General features: G+C 53.4%; 13 protein-coding genes. 7 read left to right on the top strand and 6 right to left on the bottom strand.

All coding sequences use genetic code 11. The features are described from left to right. Positions 1 to 307: 307 nt before the first annotated feature. Together Pr1d_RS25510 and Pr1d_RS25505 are read left to right on the top strand one after the other, a co-directional pair. The gene (locus tag Pr1d_RS25510) at positions 308 to 2,494 is read left to right on the top strand and encodes a PEP-CTERM sorting domain-containing protein (protein ID WP_148076174.1); all 2,187 of its coding nucleotides are present in this window, start codon (positions 308 to 310) and stop codon (positions 2,492 to 2,494) included. A gap of 46 nt (positions 2,495 to 2,540) precedes the next feature. Then, positions 2,541 to 3,383 carry an NHL repeat-containing protein gene (locus Pr1d_RS25505; RefSeq protein WP_148076173.1) on the top strand — a complete coding sequence of 281 codons (843 nt, stop codon included), beginning with the start codon at positions 2,541 to 2,543 and terminating at the stop codon, positions 3,381 to 3,383. Between the two features lie 419 nt (positions 3,384 to 3,802). On the opposite strand, the gene Pr1d_RS25500 is transcribed toward Pr1d_RS25505, so the two are convergent. Both Pr1d_RS25500 and Pr1d_RS25495 read right to left on the bottom strand, forming a co-directional pair. Next, entirely contained in the window at positions 3,803 to 4,555 is a 753-nt protein-coding gene (locus Pr1d_RS25500) for an adenylate kinase family protein (RefSeq protein WP_168205486.1), read from the bottom strand. Between the two features lie 437 nt (positions 4,556 to 4,992). Then, entirely contained in the window at positions 4,993 to 6,768 is a 1,776-nt protein-coding gene (locus Pr1d_RS25495; RefSeq protein WP_148076171.1) for a B12-binding domain-containing radical SAM protein, read from the bottom strand. 733 nt (positions 6,769 to 7,501) lie between these two features. On the opposite strand from Pr1d_RS25495, the gene Pr1d_RS25490 reads away from it, so the two are divergent. Both Pr1d_RS25490 and Pr1d_RS25485 read left to right on the top strand, forming a co-directional pair. After that, the gene (locus tag Pr1d_RS25490; protein ID WP_148076170.1) at positions 7,502 to 8,506 is read left to right on the top strand and encodes a hypothetical protein; all 1,005 of its coding nucleotides are present in this window, start codon (positions 7,502 to 7,504) and stop codon (positions 8,504 to 8,506) included. 23 nt (positions 8,507 to 8,529) lie between these two features. Next, positions 8,530 to 9,054 carry a hypothetical protein gene (locus Pr1d_RS25485; protein ID WP_148076169.1) on the top strand — a complete coding sequence of 175 codons (525 nt, stop codon included), beginning with the start codon at positions 8,530 to 8,532 and terminating at the stop codon, positions 9,052 to 9,054. A 752-nt stretch (positions 9,055 to 9,806) separates the two neighbouring features. On the opposite strand, the gene Pr1d_RS25475 is transcribed toward Pr1d_RS25485, so the two are convergent. Continuing rightward, positions 9,807 to 10,670 carry a LamG domain-containing protein gene (locus Pr1d_RS25475; RefSeq protein WP_148076168.1) on the bottom strand — a complete coding sequence of 288 codons (864 nt, stop codon included), beginning with the start codon at positions 10,668 to 10,670 and terminating at the stop codon, positions 9,807 to 9,809. Between the two features lie 415 nt (positions 10,671 to 11,085). Here Pr1d_RS25475 and Pr1d_RS25470 point away from each other — a divergent pair, with 415 nt between their 5' ends. Both Pr1d_RS25470 and Pr1d_RS25465 read left to right on the top strand, forming a co-directional pair. Further along, a complete protein-coding gene (locus tag Pr1d_RS25470) occupies positions 11,086 to 11,325 on the top strand; it encodes a hypothetical protein (RefSeq protein WP_148076167.1) in 240 nt (79 codons plus the stop codon). Between the two features lie 2 nt (positions 11,326 to 11,327). Beyond that, a complete protein-coding gene (locus Pr1d_RS25465; protein WP_168205485.1) occupies positions 11,328 to 11,669 on the top strand; it encodes a helix-turn-helix transcriptional regulator in 342 nt (113 codons plus the stop codon). Between the two features lie 59 nt (positions 11,670 to 11,728). Here Pr1d_RS25465 and Pr1d_RS25460 read toward each other — a convergent pair whose 3' ends face one another. Next, positions 11,729 to 12,568 carry an aldo/keto reductase gene (locus Pr1d_RS25460; RefSeq protein ID WP_148076165.1) on the bottom strand — a complete coding sequence of 280 codons (840 nt, stop codon included), beginning with the start codon at positions 12,566 to 12,568 and terminating at the stop codon, positions 11,729 to 11,731. 218 nt (positions 12,569 to 12,786) lie between these two features. Between Pr1d_RS25460 and Pr1d_RS25455 the strand changes: the two genes are divergently transcribed. Next, on the top strand, positions 12,787 to 13,629 hold the full coding sequence (locus tag Pr1d_RS25455; RefSeq protein ID WP_148076164.1) for a hypothetical protein: 843 nt from the start codon (positions 12,787 to 12,789) through the stop codon (positions 13,627 to 13,629). A gap of 65 nt (positions 13,630 to 13,694) precedes the next feature. On the opposite strand, the gene Pr1d_RS25450 is transcribed toward Pr1d_RS25455, so the two are convergent. Then, entirely contained in the window at positions 13,695 to 15,146 is a 1,452-nt protein-coding gene (locus tag Pr1d_RS25450; protein WP_148076163.1) for a glycoside hydrolase family 130 protein, read from the bottom strand. After that, the gene (locus tag Pr1d_RS25445) at positions 15,136 to 17,463 is read right to left on the bottom strand and encodes a glycosyltransferase family 4 protein (RefSeq protein WP_148076162.1); all 2,328 of its coding nucleotides are present in this window, start codon (positions 17,461 to 17,463) and stop codon (positions 15,136 to 15,138) included. Before Pr1d_RS25445 ends, Pr1d_RS25450 begins: the two co-directional genes overlap by 11 nt. Positions 17,464 to 17,506: the final 43 nt, after the last annotated feature.

Here is a 17,506-nt window from a genome sequence, read left to right as displayed (position 1 = left end):
GAATGCCCGTCGGCTTTCTCGCCCCCAAAATCCTTCTGGAAATCTATTTCGAAGTTTTTCAGTTTCAGCTGTCGGGTTTTGGGGTAGGTGGCTCGATGTTCTGGTAGAGGCATCGGTTGGGGGCTCTTGTGTCGCCGCCATTCTCCAAAATTATGGGATCAAGAAATGACCAATTCAGCATTTTGTGAAGACCAGACGTTTGGGAACTTAACTTTGATCAGAAGCCCCTGCTCCGCCATGTAGCGTAATTCGGTGTTCTACTACTGTACGCCCAAACGCGGCGTCTATTTAACCAACGGTGCCCATAATGCCTTCTTTTACTCCGATACATGCGATCGCTCTCGCTGCGGTTGCACTACTGCCTTTCGCAACTCCCTCGGAATCGGCTGCGGCGGCCTTTCATTGGAATTCCACGGATTCCTTGGATGTGTGGCATGACCCAGCTAATTGGCTCGAAGGAGCGGTCCCCACGGCTGCCGACAGTGCCTTTCTCGGCCTTCTCGCTGGCATTGAGAATACGGGCGTGCGGATCCAACAGCCGGTCTTCATCACGGATCTAGTCGTTGAAGACGGCATGGCGTTGCTCAATATTAGCCCTGGTGGTGTGCACCATCCAATTTCGGTGTCCGGGTCTGCTGTAGCCGGTGGTTTCAACTTCCCTGATAATCGCTCCGCAATACGACTGTTTCGCGGGCCTACCGCTTACGATCTGAGAGCCAATGACTTGGCGATTGATCACGGGGCAGAGCTTGACCTACGTAGCGGCGCGATCGTTGAGATTGATGACATCGCGTTCATCGGCAGCAGCGGCGTGATCGAAGGAGAGGGTGTCATTAATCTTAGAGTCGACAACGATGTCGTCACTCTGCGGAATAGTGGTGCCATTACTCCCTTGGGGGCCGTCGGCTTGACCTTCAACCAACTCGGTGCCGGGCTTTTTGACCTGGATGGCTTGAGCGAGGCCGGTGCACTTGGAGTTGTTCGAGGAACTGTGGACGGCGGCGATGGGCCGGCTAGGTTAACTTTCAACGGAACGGGTCTTAGCGACACGTTCAGCGGACAAATCCGTTTGGCGACTGGCCGGTCGCTGGCGATGAATCTCTCGGACGGATGGACTGCCGACGCACAAAGTGAGATCCGGATTGAACCGGGTTCGGGAAGCAGTGGGCCGGCGGTGCTATCCGGTGGTCACCTGACTCTCGAAGGACGGCTCAGAGTTTTCCGCAGCGTTTTCGAGTCATCTGTTGCTTGGGCCGATATCGAGTCTGAAGTAACGATCAACGATTCAGCTTCGATCGAAATTCAAGAAGACGCTCTGTCGTTCGACTCGAAAAGCATCATCAACGGCGGTACCTTTACGCTTGAGCCGGATTCTTCCCTAACATTTCAAGGCGAGACGATCGTACGGTCCGGTGATTTCAGCACTCCAAGTATGGATCCCAATGAATCGATTATTCGCTTTTCAGGCGAGACGAGATGGGATGGGACCGTAAGTTTCGTCGGCGCCGCGCGTCAAATAGGTGACGCCACGGTCGCCGGTTTGACGGTGATCAATGCCGACCTATTTGATATGGATGGACCTATCTGGTTGTCTGACAAGCCGACGTGGAATGTGAACTCCACTTTGACAGTTAACGCCGACAGCATCGACAGCCAAACCAGCAACGCCTTTCGCGGTGACGTGAGTGTGGCGGGCAACGCACTGGCAAAGCTTACGATTAACCTTGCTGACCCAACCGACTACTGGCAGCTTAATGGCACGCTGAATCTGAATAACAACCTGCCCTTCGGGGCCACTCGAGTCAGTGGCTCAGCGGTTGAGATCTCCGGCGAATTGAGTATCAATGGCTCAGACATTCGTGTCGATGCCGATGCAACCTTCGCCCCGGACAGCACAACTAGGTTTATCACCAACGATTCAAGTCTGATCATGCGTCGAGAGACCCGCGTAGAGGCGGGTGCCACATTTGTCGCCGATGGTCTGCTCGGCAACGCGGCAGCCGGTCACATGACGCTCTACGATGGCGTGAGCACCGATGATGTCGGACTGAGTAATGCCGGCTTGTTGGATATCGACGACGCTGCTGGCATTGTCGCGGTCGATCGGTTCGAGAACACAAGCACCGGCACGCTGGCGATCGACATCGGCGGTTACCTGCTAGGCGACGAATTCGACCACCTGCAAGTCGCCGGTGAGGCGGCAATCGACGGTGCCTTGATGGTCGACCTATTGCTCGACGAATTCGCTTTCTATCCCGAGATTGGCGACGAGTTCATGATCCTCACGTCGCTCGGCGGCGTCAGCGGCGAGTTCGCGAACGTGCTGCCGACGTTTGCCGAGGGGAGTGTTTACGGGTGGGAGGTGCTCTACCATCCACACGACGTGACGATCCGACTCGCAAAGGTAGGTCCTGCCGTACCCGAGCCGGGTTCGTTGGCCATGGTGGCATTTGCCTGCGTCTCGCTGGCCGGTCTCCGCCGCCGCGTCCGGTAACGCAACACTTCTCGGCATCAATATCAAAAACTTAAGGAGGTACGAAATGACAACTCATTTTCCCCGATTCGGCTTGTCGCTCGGTATCGCCATGTTGGCAATCACCACGCCGCTGCTGGCCGAAGGTCCAGGCGGGTTCACCGATGGAATGCAGGCCTCTGACGGTGTGCTTTACAGCGTCAATCAAATCACCGGCGAGTTGATCACGATCGACCCGAACTCGGCGGCCATTAGCGTAGTCGGATCCACAGGGTTCAACCTAGTTGAAGGTCTCACCTACCACACGCCAACCGACTCGCTGCTGGCTGTCGACAACGAGAGCGACCAACTGATTGCGATTGACCGGCAGACGGGCGCGGGCACCGCTATCGGCTCGATCGGGCGCGACTTCGTGTTTGGTCTAACCTACAGCGAGCATAACGATACACTTTACGCTTACGATAACCTGGCGAACGAACTTTTGACGCTTGACCCGACGTCGGGTACCGTCGAAGGGGGTGCGCCGTTGTTCATCGACTTTGTCGGAGGCCTGACCGACCAACCGGAGACAGGCGTCATCTTCGGCGTCGACTTCGGGAATAGCCAGGTCTTCTTGATCGATTTGGAAGGCGGCCTGGCGGGGCCGATCGTTGATGTTGGCCTCACCTCACTGCAGAGCGTCGCCTTCGACTCCACCACCGGCGACCTGTTCGCCATCGACCTTCAGGTGGGCTCCGACGCCCTGCTTCGCATCGATCCGCTGAGCGACACGGTCAACACGGTCGGTTTCCTCGAGTCGGTCTCGCTCGCCTCGCTTGAGTTTGTTCCCACCGCCGTACCCGAACCGAGTGCGTCCATTTTATTGTTTACGGCTGTGGCGTTCCTCAGCACCCGTCTGTCTCGCCTGTGAGTTGTGAACCCGCGTCGGTTGCATCAACCGCGTTGAATTGGGGCTTCTCCGAAGTTGCAGAGGTGTCAAATCTCGGACAAGACCGCTGCGAGTTAGCCGACTGGCTAACTCACTGGTTTTGGTCCAGCCGCTGTCATTTCGAGGAAGCTCAAACTGAACGAGGATGTGCACACCGACGCTAGATAACGTTTGGCAATGATGTGCGGTATCTGACGTCTGGCGACCTCAGCACTGTAGTCTTGCTATCCCGCCTTCCCAACTTTCCAACAGCAAGTTTTCACTTAAAGTGTATCAACCTATCATTTAGCGTCGCCCCGAAAGTCCGTTGCAAATTGGCTAATTGGCCGCATGGGAGGGCTGCCACTCGATCGACTGGCTGCACCAAGTCGGCAGCGCAAGAAGCCGGCGGGGACTTTATGTCAAGGGACTTCAACGTCCAGATGGTTCTGTAAGGCGTCGAGAGTTCGCTCAACGATTTTCTCAGGCCGGCCATGGGCTTCGATCCTAATCAGTCTTCCTCGCCCGGCGTAAAATTGGAGAAGCGGCTGGGTCGCCTCGGTATAAGCCTGCATTCGCACGCGGATTGTTTCGGGTTGGTCGTCGTCGCGCTGCACCAACTCGGCGCCACAATGGTCGCAGGTGCCCTCGAACTCCGGCGGGTTGGCAGTCGCGTGATAGACGGCGTTGCAGGATACACAGGTGCGACGTCCGCCAAGGCGGTCGACAATTTCTTTGAGCGGTAGTTCGTATGAGACGACCGCGTTCAAGTCGACTCCCAACTCACGCAACGTGCCCTCAATGCTCTCGGCCTGAGCCAGCGTGCGGGGAATACCGTCGAGCACAAACCCGCCTCCGCAACGAAGGCAGTTCGACCGCTCGCGCAACATCGATATGACTAGCTCGTCGGAAACCAATTCGCCCCGGCCCATGGCATCAAGTGCGGCGGCCATTGCCGAGCTGGGATCCTGGATGCATTGGTTTGCACGGAACAGATCGCCGGTGGACAAATGGCATGCGCCAATCCGAGCGCAAAGCAGCTTCGCCTGGGTCCCCTTGCCAACACCGGGCGGTCCAAGCAACGCCAGCCGATAGGGGCGATCTCGCCGTATAAATGGCTCGCATGAAACGCCGTCGCCATGAAACCAGCCTACTCGACTCGGATGTCGGCTCATCGGCATTTCCTCCAAGAAGTTGGCTAACTGCTCTATAAAAATACTGGCGTATCAGACAACAGCCATGACGTCACAAAGTACTATTCTATCCCTCTATGTGGGCGATTCCGCACGTGCACTCCAGCTCAGGCCCCTAGGCCTGGGTAATATGGTGGTTCTTCCTAACTCTAATCTGGAAGTGGGGCAAGTCTTGTTCCAGAAGCCGGTGTGCGAGCCGACTTCGGACCCTAGAAAGCTCACTTGTACGCGCAGCGGAGCACCAGACTTCGCTCAATTTGAAGATGGACCAACTGAAAGAAGTTGCATCAACCGCGGCGGCAAAGGAGATCGGCAAACCGCGCGAGGTATCCTAGCTGCGAGTAGACCGCTGAACCTTGGCCGACAGGTTAACTTGCTACGCTTCACACAAGTGAACGGAGAACCCAAGCAGCTGTAGTTTACGAAACCATCTCCAACTCCTCCGCCTTGCTAACAGAATCTGCCTGCTGCCTTGACGGCAAGCAACTGGAGGGCGTCAGAATGCCGTCGATTCGTTGCGCCTGCGGCGGGCCATTGGCGGAGTTGGTTTCGTAGAATGTCGGCGGTTCGTAGATCCAGCCGTTGCGGAGTTGTTTTTCCTGGCGTATTAGGGACCGGTAGAGATAGCGACCGGCGATCGGGGCAGCCAGGCGTGAGCGCCAGCCAAACTCCGCGTGCAGTTCGCGTAAGAGCCCGTTGATCTGTTCGACGCGCCGCGGCTCGTGCCAATAGTATTTCCGCGTGGCCCACAGCACGCCTGCGTAACGAGTGGGCAAGTTAGCGGCTTCGTGCGCGAAGCGAATGCGAATTCGCGCGTCGCGGTGGTTCTTAAACTTCTTCCATCCTCGCAGCACGGTGCGAACGATTCGCACTACGCTCGGGCCGTTCACTTCAAAGTCGCGACGGAAGGCACGCAGCAGGAATTCCGTTTCCTGACCCTCCGGGATGTGCGGGTGCTTGTAATTGAAAACGTACTGCCCATGGATGTCAGCAATGGAGACTTCCGCCAGGCTCTTGAGTTTCCCGTCGGCCAAGTGTTCGGCAAACAACGGCGTGCCAGGGATTGGTGTGTAGAGCATGAACTGATGAAACTCCGTGTCATGGCACACCGCATGCTCGATCGCATCATCAATATTTTCCGGTGTGTGCTCTTCCAGGCCGATGATGCTTGAGCCCAACACGCGGATACCATTGTCCTGCAAAGTCTTCACGAAACTGACCGTGTCGGTGCCGGAGAGCTTGGAGTACTGAGATTGTTTTCCTTCTAATCCCAACCAGACCCAGGAGACTCCCAATGCGACGAGTTGCTCAATGTCGTACTTTTTCAGCACGTTTGCGGAACTGAAAACATAGAGCGACCAAGCCTTGGCGTTCTGTTCCATCAACTCCAGCAGACGCAAGGCGCGCGGTTTGTCGATGAGAAAGTTCTCGTCCATCACGAAAAAGGCTTTTACCTTTAGACGCTCTTCCAACTCGCACATGACGTCGAACAGTTGCTCACCGGTCTGGAAATATTCCACGTATTTGCCTTTGCCACCGAACATGGCGGAGGTCGAACAGAAGTTGCAGCCGATCGGGCAGCCGACCGATGGGATCAACGTGGCGCAGGCGTCTCCTGGGTGGTTATCGAGTCCGACGCCCATGATCCGCGAGCCGATGTTCGCCCGCGTGACGGGGTGACGCACCGGCTGATTGACGTCCTCGCCTAGGAAGTGCCGCATCCATCTCACGCCGTCGCCACGGACAATGTGGTCGACGTCGGCGTACTTAGACAACTCAGGCAGGTTGGCTAGATGGCCGCCCACCACGATGGTCGCCTCCGGCTGATACTTGCGGATTAGCTTGCACATGCGGCGAACCTTCAGCAGATTGGTCATGATCGAGCTGATACCGATGATGTCGTACTGCTGAGTTTTGAGTTCTTCGACGAAGCGTTCCTCGGTGGGGAAATCCAACAGCGTACAGTTCGCCTGCAGGTTGGCTTGGATCAGCATCAGCCCCCAACTGCGGTTGAATGTTCTCAGCGAGAACGCCTCCTGTACGCGAGTGACCTGGTTGTGGTACAGCTCCATTGGGTTGATGAGTCGACTGCCGTAGGCATCATCCTGGGCGTAGGGGCCGAAGACGCTAGTGAGCAGTACGCAGGCCTTAGTGCCCTTGGGATGGACGAGTCCTGAGTGGGGAGATTGGGACATGAGTAAGTTGTCCTAAGGTGGTACAAAGGGCAGCCGAAAAATTTGCGTCACTTGCAAGCTCTGCGCATATTGCCAAACAAGCGCGCCAATCCCGCCGCCTCGGTGTTCCAAATCGCACACTATTTGGACATCGCAAATGCTCCAGACGGCTGATACTGTGGCTTGGCGGAACGGTACGTTCGTTTGACGTTTTATAGGGCAAAACGCGTACCTTTTGGTCGACTTCTTCTCACTTTGATTTTGTAATTGATACTGGTGCGGGGTGGTGATTGGCTTTGTGCTTCTGGGTTGTTGCTGAAGTCGCGTCGGTGCAGTTCACTTTTTTCAATTCGCCGAATGGACAATTGAAATCGGGTGCATCAGCCGACATGACCGACGGAAGTTGGCGTAGGACGATTTCGACGGTTGCAAGGCAATCCGCATAACTGAGACTGACTATAAGTATCTTATTGTTAGCTCGTCGTATGCGTGTGGAACAAGTATTGCACTTAGCAGAGAGCAAGAGGTGATACTGTCAAAATTGAACCGGAAGGGTGACAACCGGTTGCGCATAGTGTGCGGATATGCCCAGTCAACATGAACAAGAATTCGCAATGCTACTTTCGTGCAGAGACATGACTGTTTGCTTCCACGTAATGCAGGCGCAGACGATCATTCGATAAACGCTGCTCGATGAAATATCAGATCGGGCTATGTGCTATCTATGACATTCACGAGGCGGGAGTTTAAAAACTTGTACGGGAACCGATCCATTACGAAGAAGCTGTTAGTTGGCGTCACAGTTGTTGTGCTACCAGGGTTCGCATTTGCCGCTCCCGTCGTGTACACGGATGAAGCACTGTTTCTAGCAGAATTGGCGACAATTGGGGGATCTACTATCCATGAAAGTTTTGAGGACGGCCTTGTATGGGCCAATTCTCGCAATTCTATTGTGAGCCCCGGCAGTGCACCGGACGTAATTAGCCAAGGAATACTTTGGACTTCAAACTATCTATTAAACAACATTGCAACAGGCACGGTCGGGGGTAGTGCGCCAGATGGATCGTACGCAATCTATTCACTTCCTCACGGCATGACAACAGATTCAGGCCTCTATTGTGACTCCGCCGAAGATCCAGACATTCCTAGCGAGTGTTTCCAGAACGACGGTTTGAAGGTTGAGTCCGCAACGGGTGCAACGCTCTATGCTTTTGGGGGACGAATTGACACGGCGAACAATGGTAAAGTCACTTTCTTGTTGGACGGCGTTGATATCAATGGCAATAACACGGACAACATCGACAATTGGCAGCGCGAGGGGGACTGGGCAGACAGTTGGGCGTTCGTTGGTGTGATTGACACAACAGGATTCTTGACTGCAGAACTTCGAGAACTCAGAGGAAAAGATTTTCAACAGGTGCTCATGTTTAATGACGACTTCACTATTCAGACGGAAGGAGTTCTCTTATTGCCAGGCGACTTCGACGACGACGGCGACGTTGATGGAAGCGACTTTCTGCGTTGGCAGCATGGCGAGTCTCCGACCCCACTGAGCAGCGGCGATCTGGCCGACTGGCAGACGTACTACGGCGCGACCACACCCCCGCTGCCTGCTTCGTTTGCAGTGCCTGAGCCCTCTGGCATGGCATTGCTTGTTGGGCTTGCAATGTTCGGCGCACGCATCAGATCAAGATCGCGGTTCTTTCGGATCTTTAATCGGTTTGTGAGTCCATTCGATTGGCTAGGAGAGTCCCTTTAATTGCTGTAAGAATTACCTCTTTCGTGATGATCTGTCGTTTCATCTGTGTGGCCGCGCCTCATGCGTACCCAGATGTAATTAACTACACATTGGATAACGTCCGACTTGCTGATTCCACACACAGGCCCGGTTCATTCTCCTGGACCTTCAGTATTGGCGACTTCGAGGGAGGTGTCGGGGCATTCACTGCGCTGGGAATCCCCTGGCGACCCGGTGGTACTTTACCAACTCTTGAAGATCCTGGAATGGTTCTCACGATCGAAAATAACCAAATTGAGATTTCAGTGGATGGCAACTTTCATGATTATGGGTTAGACAGTAGCCTCAAATTCGTTCAACCTATCTCCTCCATGCAGTCCTCGTTGATTGACCTGAGCAGAAGCCTCTTTGAGTGCTGTGGCAACGGTTTTAAAGATCAGCCTTTCCAAAGTGGAAGAATCATTCCCAGTACCTTTCACGTCGGCGACTTTGATGTCGATAGTGATGCAAATGGTTCTGATTTTCTCAAATGGCAACGGGGTGAGGTATTTAGCCCACTCGCTGCCTAGGATCTGGCCGCTTGGGAAGCGAATTACGGCAATACGCAGTCACCACTGAGTGCCACGAATGCCATTGTGCCGGAACCAAATGCGGTATTGTTATTCGTGATGGCCAGTCTCTTTGTCATCGTTATCTCTTTCAGGCGCCATACATAACCACTTGCGGCCCAGCTTGGGCGCAATTATGAAAGGTGTTTAATGAACGCCAGCTTTATTCGTTTGCCCCTTCCGACAGTAGCGAACCATGATCCGCCAATGGCGGTCGGAGCGCACGGTCTCCTTCAATCTGGCAACCTGCGAGATGAGCGAGGATGCATCACCTTCAGCGCCGAAGCCAAAGGATCAAGTCACTGAGGTAAACGCCACCGACAACACTTGTTAGCGACGGCGAACGTCGTGAAGACGATGACATTCAGTGATTTCCGGGCGTCAGCACATTTGAAAAACGCCGAATCAATCCGTGCGCATCGGCCCTACGCCGAATCTACCTCAACCGGACACGCCGATTTCGAATTTGACAGCGACAAATGGCAATCTACATTCACCGTCTATGCAAACGAATTCACCGCTGACCGCGTGAGGTGTTTCACGGTGCGGTCTCTTTTGTGAACAGAGGAGGGGTTAATTCAGAGCTAGAAAGAGGAAGGGGGGCTGGGATCTAGGGGCTAGGGACTGGAATAGGCGCGACGCGCTGGTTGTTGGCCACGGCGTATCTTTGACTAGGAGCTAGTCAGAGTAAGGGAGATTGGGACGGGGAACCACTAATATCGCAGCCGAAGCCCGCAAGCCAGGGCTGCCGAAAGTAGCAGAGCGAGCGAGCCTGGTTCAGGGATGGTGCCGGCAAGCCTCACGCGCTCCAATTCAGCCAACGACAAGGCGCTTCCGTACACACGGACATCATCTTGCCAACCTTGAACTGAGGTATCCGCAGTAGGTGCGGCATCGGTGAAGCCAACGCCGAAACGGGATGTCCCCCCATCTAGGGTCAGCTGAGCTAGTGATAGATCGGAACCGAGTTGACTGACTGAAGTCGTTGGGTCGCCAATATAGAACTTGGTATTATTGGCGGCTTGGGTGCCGTCATAAGTAAGGGCCAGAAAAACCCACTTGTTATCAGCGTCCACATCGGCATCGGAGAAGCCGGCCGCGAAATCGGCCGCTCCTGAACTAACGTTGTTTCCCAAAAAGATGGCGAGGCGGAAATTATCAGGGCCCACGGCGCCAGAATTCGGCGTGGCATTCATATTCCAGCTAAACCCTCCAAAGGCTCCCCCTGACTGTTTTGCCACGAGGCGATTGTTGCCGCTCGTATAGCTCTCCACTTTGAGCCAGGTAGTGAGAGTTAACGCGGCGAGTCCATCCAAGTCGGCCGCATCCCCTTCAAGCACATGACCAAACGAAGGGGAATCATTCCGCAGATCGATCGAAGAACCGAAACCGCTGGGGGTGTCTGACGAGCGCGTTGCTCCTCCCATCAACTGACCCGAAGTGTTTGGTGCGTCGCCCGTGTCTAATGCGTCGCCGCTGGGTTCGTCAAAATTATACAGAAGCAATGGCGCTGCCGACGTCACCGTGGATAAGAATAAAACGAGAGATGCTGAAACCAGAAAGGTCGTTCGAGTCATTATGCTTACCCCTCGCGATGCAACGCGTATTGACTGATGTGAGAGAGATGCCGTTTGGAAATAAAAAGGAGATTCCTTCTCGGGTTGCTGATTATGACGACTTTGTAAGGAGAATGCAATTTTTTTCCTAATTTCTGAAAGTGCAGGGCCGATGCGAAGTTACTAAGTCTTGTGGTGTCATGGGTTTATGGTTCTCTTCCTTGAGGTGATGGTGGGGAAAATGAGGAGTAATTGGTAGAGGCGCGAGTGGAAGAAAGGGGGGAGAAGATGATAAGTCGCTAGGCAGAAGAGGGGGAGGTTGGGATCTGGGGCTAGGAGCTGGCGACCCCCTGCAGTTCTCTTAAAGAACCAAGAGTTCGTTTGACTTCCGCGTATGAGGGTGTTATGATAAATAGTAACAGCAGGGTATTCATTCATGCCATATTACTTCTTTCACTGGAATGACCAGTTGGTCGAATACCTTGACTTGCATGACATATCGATTACCGATTTTCAGAATATCGTGATGGGTGCCCATCGAATTGCAATTAGCAAATCGACTGGCCGCGAGATTTGTTTCGGCTGGTCAGCCGACGGTCGTTATGTAGCGTGCGTCTATGAATGGATCGACGACGATACGATTTTGCCCATCACTGCTTACGAAGTGGAGTATTGACTATGGCCCGTCAAGCGAAAAGCATTTTCCGTGAGTTCACTCCCGCCGAAAATGCTCGGCTAGCGAAGCTTCGCGAGAAGCTTGACAAAGAGCGTCCGGAAATTGAGGCGATGGGACGTGCTTTCTTGGCAGCCGAGCAGGAGGCCAAGCGAGCCATCGCCGACCTGCGTGCAGAACGGGAACGCCAAGGTTTGAGCTTGGCGGATGTATCGAGTCGCTGTGGTATTACTCGGGAAACGATCTCCGCTCTGGAGACGAACGAACACCCCAACCCTACGATGAAAACACTCCAACGGTACGCCATGGCCTTGGGCAAGACATTGCAGCTTAGCCTGGGGAATTGAGGAGGCGGTAGGCAGAGGATCTGGGGGCTTGGGGCTGGAAGGAGATAAGGCACGCGGCGCTAGAAATCGAAGTTGTCGGGATCGGGGCCGAAGCGTTTGTTGCGATCCATGTTGTCCAGCTTTGCGACGTCTGCGGGGGAGAGTTCGAAGTCGAAGATGTTGGCGTTGGCGAAGATGCGCTCGGGCTTGGACGATTTGGGGATCGTGGCGACCCCTTTTTGCAGATCCCAACGCAGGACGATTTGGGCGATGGTCTTGCCACACTTCTCGGCGAGATTGCGGATGGTATCTAGCTTAAAGACCTCGCCTGCCATTAATGGTGACCAAGCCTGATATTGAATCTGGTTGGCTTGGCAATAGTCCAGCAAATCTTGCTGCACCAGGTACGGGTGAAATTCCATCTGATTGACCATCGGCGCGACTTCTGCTTTTGAGAGCAGAGCCTCGAGATGATGACGCAGAAAGTTGCTGACGCCAATCGCCCGTACTTTTTGATCTTTGTAGAGTTTTTCGAGGGCTTTCCAGGTTTGTTGAAACTTGCCGGCCACGGGCCAGTGAATGAGATACAAATCGAGGTAGTCCAGGCCGGTGCGTTGGAGGCTGGCGTCGAACGCGGCAAGTGTCGCGTCGTAGCCTTGATCGTTGTTCCATACTTTACTCGTCACAAACACTTGCTCCCGAGGCACGGTGCTTGTCCGAACGCCTTCGCCTACTTCCGTTTCGTTGCCATAGATGGCAGCCGTGTCGACGAGACGATAACCAGCCTCCAGTGCAGATCGCACGGCGTCGGCAACTTGCTCTGTTTGGTAAACGCCGAGCCCGAAGTACGGCATGTGGACATCATTGTGAAGTGTGAATGTGCCACTCACATCAGTGACAGTCTTTTGGGGTGTCGTCATCGTTTTCTCCTTGGGTTTAGGTATAGCTAAGACGAAAGGTTTTCGCTAGCCGTCGAATCCTGAATCGGAACTGCAATTGACCGTCGTTGCCAGTGATAGACAATAGTTCTGCCTGTGAGGGGATCGCATTAGAAGCTACCAGAGGCCCGATCCTGATTTTGCAGGCTGGCTGTTCCGAGTGTCGATGTTCAATCTCTCTCTGTTTTTGAAGACGCCGTATGCAGTTTCACCCGACTGGTACCGATCCTACAACTGAGGCCTTTCTTGTATGTCGCAACACAAGGTGGAATCTGCTTGTGCTGCTGGCCGTGTTTTGGGCCATACCCCTTGTATGGTGGTGGTTTGAAGTTCGCTGGATTGCCTACGCGTGTGTGGTACTGGCGCTGCTACTCACGGGCCCGATGTTGGGGAGTTGGCGCAAGCGTGGACGTGCTGAGAACTGGGTGTTGGCACTACTTCCCGACGCGTTGTGGGTCAACTTGCGTGACTGTGAATACCATGGAGCCGAACCCGGGCTGACGGTGGTATCGATTCCCTATGATGAAGTGCTCGCAGCTTACAAGTCGGTGCATCGCTACAAAACGCCTGATAGCGATGGCGACGTGAGCCATAGGGATGTCTACCTCGATCTGCAGATATCGAGTCCGCAACGAGAGCAGCTTCGTGGCGCATTGCAGCAGGAGCGGCAGCTTTCTGGACCGCGAAGAAAATACCTGGGCGGATTGGTAACCGTCGGTGCGAAAAATCTGAAACAACAGCCCGTGGATTTTGTTGGCGATGATTTGCTGAGGATCAAGTTTACCGTTGGCAATTACGGATTGAGGCCGCGAGTGAAGCATGTTCTTGCTGAGCTGCGAAGATACACGACCGTCCGTGAAGAAGTGGATCAGTCAACCAAAGATTGGGAGAAACTGAGTGACGCGGAGTTCAACACGTTTCTGCGAAAATTGGTTCTTGATGGGAAAGATATTCGCGCCATTGATTTACTGAGACGGCGCACTGGCAAGTCGACTGTCGAAGCAAGAGAGTTCGTGGACGAGATCCGTAGGCAAGTCCAATAATCGGTATGTCCGGCCAGTATGGATTCAGCGAACGCTTGTTGATTCTTATTTGAAGGAATAGATCGCTAGACTGGTTCCATTGCTGCTACCAATTCATCAAGTGGGACAGTTCCAAAAGTGGTGGCGTAGTCTGACATCGCATACGGAACGATCAACTGGCCATTGTGTACCACGGCTCCGCAGCTATAGACAACATTGGGGACATACCCTTCCCGTTCATTTTCATTCGGTGTCACGAGGGGCTGTTTTAGTCGTCCGATCAGGCGAGACGGGTCGTCGAGGTCCACCATGAACGCGCCAATCGAGTATTTTCGCATGGGTCCTACGCCATGGCTCAGTACCAGCCACCCGGCATCGGTTTCGATGGGCGAGCCGCAATTTCCCACCTGCACAAACTCCCAAGGGAAGGTGGGTTTCAAGAGGATTTGTTTAGAGTACCAGAAGTGGAGCATGTCCGAGTACATCAGGTACAGGTTTTCACCATCCTGCCGAGAGAGCATGGCATAATGTCCATTTAGCTTCCGGGGAAAGAGCGCGAGTCCCTTGTCGGCAATTTCAGGTCCATTGAGGGTATGCATCTTGAAGTGGAGAAAGTCATCTGTCTCAAGCAACTGGGGGAGTACCATTTTGCCGTCGTAGGCACTGTAGGTTGCATAGTAGTGTGTTGAGCCGTCTTCCTCCTGAAACTCTACGAAGCGGGCATCTTCGATTCCATTGGATTCTGTGGGTCCAAACGGGAATATCAATCGCTCCGAGAGGACGTGCTCTGGACGGTAGGTGATCTCATAGTTGGACTTCGCGAGCATGACGATTGATTTGAAGAATAACGTGAGCGTCTCTTTTTGATCACGATTCTCGCGGATCGTGTCTTGAATGGTCGCTTCTAATTGCTTTAGGGTAAAACTCTCCTCAAGTCGTGAGAGGACATGTTCGGCGAAGCTGTTTGCCAGTCCAAGCTCGATTAGTTTCCTTTGAAAAAGAGTTTTCTCGTATAAAGAATCGGGAACCGCATCGGGTGTGGTTACAAAGCGAGTTGCGTCATCGATTGTAATCGTATTCGAATTGTCCACCACACCGGAGCGGAATGTAATGGAAGAAATATGTCCTTCACCAGTCGCTCGGAGACTTAGTGCGAATCGTTTCGAACCCTCTGGTAGATTGGTCTGATCAGGATGCCAAACGATCGACGGATTGAACAAGGCGGCCGATTCTAGTGCGTATTCCTGAGTGAAGTAAGCACCAATCAATAGTCGGCGGTTTTCACTCAGTGGTGTGTCGGTAATTACGTAGCTACTAACTGCCTCAAATCGTCTGAGGAAAAACTCCCGTGGTTTTTGGTGACGGCCATGGAACTCTTCGAAGACGTTTTCCAGAAGCCGATCTATTTCCGCCTCTGAAAGCATCGCTATGCGGGCAATGATTTTCAGCTTGCGTTGGTCGCCGGGGGGGCTAAAGTTGCGGAGGACTACGCGCCGACTGTTCGGTGCAAGTACAATCCCAGTTCGTTCAAGTTGCATGTACTACGCCCAATCGGGTTCGATTTTCTGTAGTCGATTTTAACACGGCCGGAAATGAAGGCTGGAAAACAGATGCAGAGCTTTCCAAAAGTTCCATCTCAGAGAGAGAGAGCAGGAAAGCTAAAGTCGACTCGGCACCCTGGTTTTCATTGAGTCGGTTCTCTTGAAGTCCGTCGTGACAGCCCCCAGTTCCTGTGTCGTACAGTGGTTGTCCGAGATCATTGCGACCCAGGAACCAGTCGAAAGCGAGGTGAGCTTGGTCGCTCCAAAAGTGGTCGTCGTCCGCATTGCGAGCCTCGATCGCGGCCGAAACCATCGCATGTGCTTCGATTGGTTGCTGGTCGAACTCCGCCGCAGGTTCGCCTTTTGGGGAGAAACCATTGCTTCCAATTGGGCGGAAACGACTGAGTGGTGACAGTTGCTTTTCTGCAATCCAGCGAAGTGACTTGAGTCCGATTTCGAGGGCACGCTCATTGCCTCCCCACCTTCCGCTGAGAATCAGTGCCTGTGAGAGCCTGGCGTTGTTGTAAGAGGCGATTTCCTCAAACCACGGCCAATCGTCGGTAGCAACGTCTTCGTACAAATCAATCAACTTATTGGTCAAAAGCTCTCGCATTTGATTGACCAGTCGATCTCCGCTAAGTCGGCGGAAGTATTCATGGATTCCAATAAGTGCGAGGGCCCAAGTTCGCGGGGAAGTTGTTTCCGCACACGCTGGCAACGCACGTTCAAACAGCTGAACCGCCCAGGCTTGGAGATTTCTACGCTTTGACCGGCCGATGCATGTTCCCAGCGCCCAGATCGCTCTGCCTTGCGAATCGTCCGACCCATCCCTCTCCAGCCATTTGCGGTCGTAACTCATAAAGTTGCGGAATCTTCCCGTCTCTGAATCAAACGCATAGTTGAGGAAGGCGGCGTAGGTGGACGCACACTGATGCACCTCTCGCGAATCCTTGCCCAGTTCCTCAAGCAGAACGGTTAGAATCAATGCTCTGGCATTGTCGTCGGTACAATAGCCTTCTTGATTGTTTGGAATTGAATAACATGCATGCTGCAAGATGCCCGTCGAATCTGTCATTCGTAGCAGGTGGTCTAGATTCAAACTAGGCATTGCCAGTGGTTGTTCTTCCAAGGTTCGAACTGCCAATGGTTTGGGAACTTGTGTAGGACTACGACGTGCGACCTGGAATGAGTTGAGGTACAGTCCGGCTACGTGACTCCAGACCATCTCGCGACCCAGCAGATAGGCACGCTTTCTCATCGTATGTCGACGATTATCGTCGCCCAGTAACGCAATCATCTCTCGTGCAATTGCAGGAGAGTCGGCAAACGGCACAAGGACTCCACGATCGTCGTCCAAGAGTTCTTGAGCATGCCAATACGGTGTTGAAATTACCGCCTGTCCGCAGCCAAACGCGTAGGCAAGCGTGCCAGAAACCGCCTGGGCTTCATTCAAATAGGGTGTGATATACAGATCAGCTGCACCAATGAAATCGGTCAACTCGTGCAATTCGACAAAGCGGTTGTAAAAGCTGACGTGCTTTTGGATTCCCAGTTCCTTGGCCATTCGCTCCAGGCTTATCCGATAGGTTTCGCCTTCGGTTCTAACAAGACTCGGATGAGTGGCTCCCAGAATGATATACATGAAATTGGGAAATTCCTGAATCACTTCGGGCAGTGCCTTCAAGACGCATTCAATGCCTTTGTTTGGCGAGAGAAGTCCAAATGTCAGGCCAACGGATTTCCCTTCCACTCCAAATTGATCTTTGTAGAAATTCGGATCGGCAAAGGGACGATCTGGAATACCATGCACAATAAGATCGATTTTTTTCTCCGGCACCTTGTAGACTTCGCAAAGCATAGAGCGACTTCGCTCGGTCATAACAACCAGGCGTGCGGAGAGGTCGATCAACTGGTCCATGACACGTTTTTGGTTGTCATTGGGCTCTGGCAGTACCGTATGGAGTGTGGTTACAACTGGTCGCCTAAGGTCGCGCATAAACGCTAAGATATGCCCACCAGCAGGGCCACCGTAAATACCGAATTCATGTTGTAAAGAAACGACATCGACGTCGCTAAAATTGAGGAAATCGGCGGCGCGACGGTAGGATCCCAGGTCTTGTTCAGTGATCTGGAAACGAACTTCAGGAGGATATTCGTAGCTGTCCGCAATGTCATCTACCGGAACTACTATGCATTCGGAGGGTGCGTAGAGAGCCACTGCACTTCGGAGATCGTGGGTAAAGGTTGCAATGCCGCACTTGCGAGGTAGATAGTCACCAACAAATGCAATTTTTCGTAAGTCTGTATAAGCCATGAGGGGACTCCTTGAGAGTGTATGGCAGTTTGTATGGGGAGAA

This window comes from Bythopirellula goksoeyrii (assembly GCF_008065115.1).
Classification (GTDB): Bacteria; Planctomycetota; Planctomycetia; order Pirellulales; family Lacipirellulaceae; genus Bythopirellula; species Bythopirellula goksoeyrii.
This window is presented reverse-complemented; position numbering and strand designations above follow the sequence as displayed.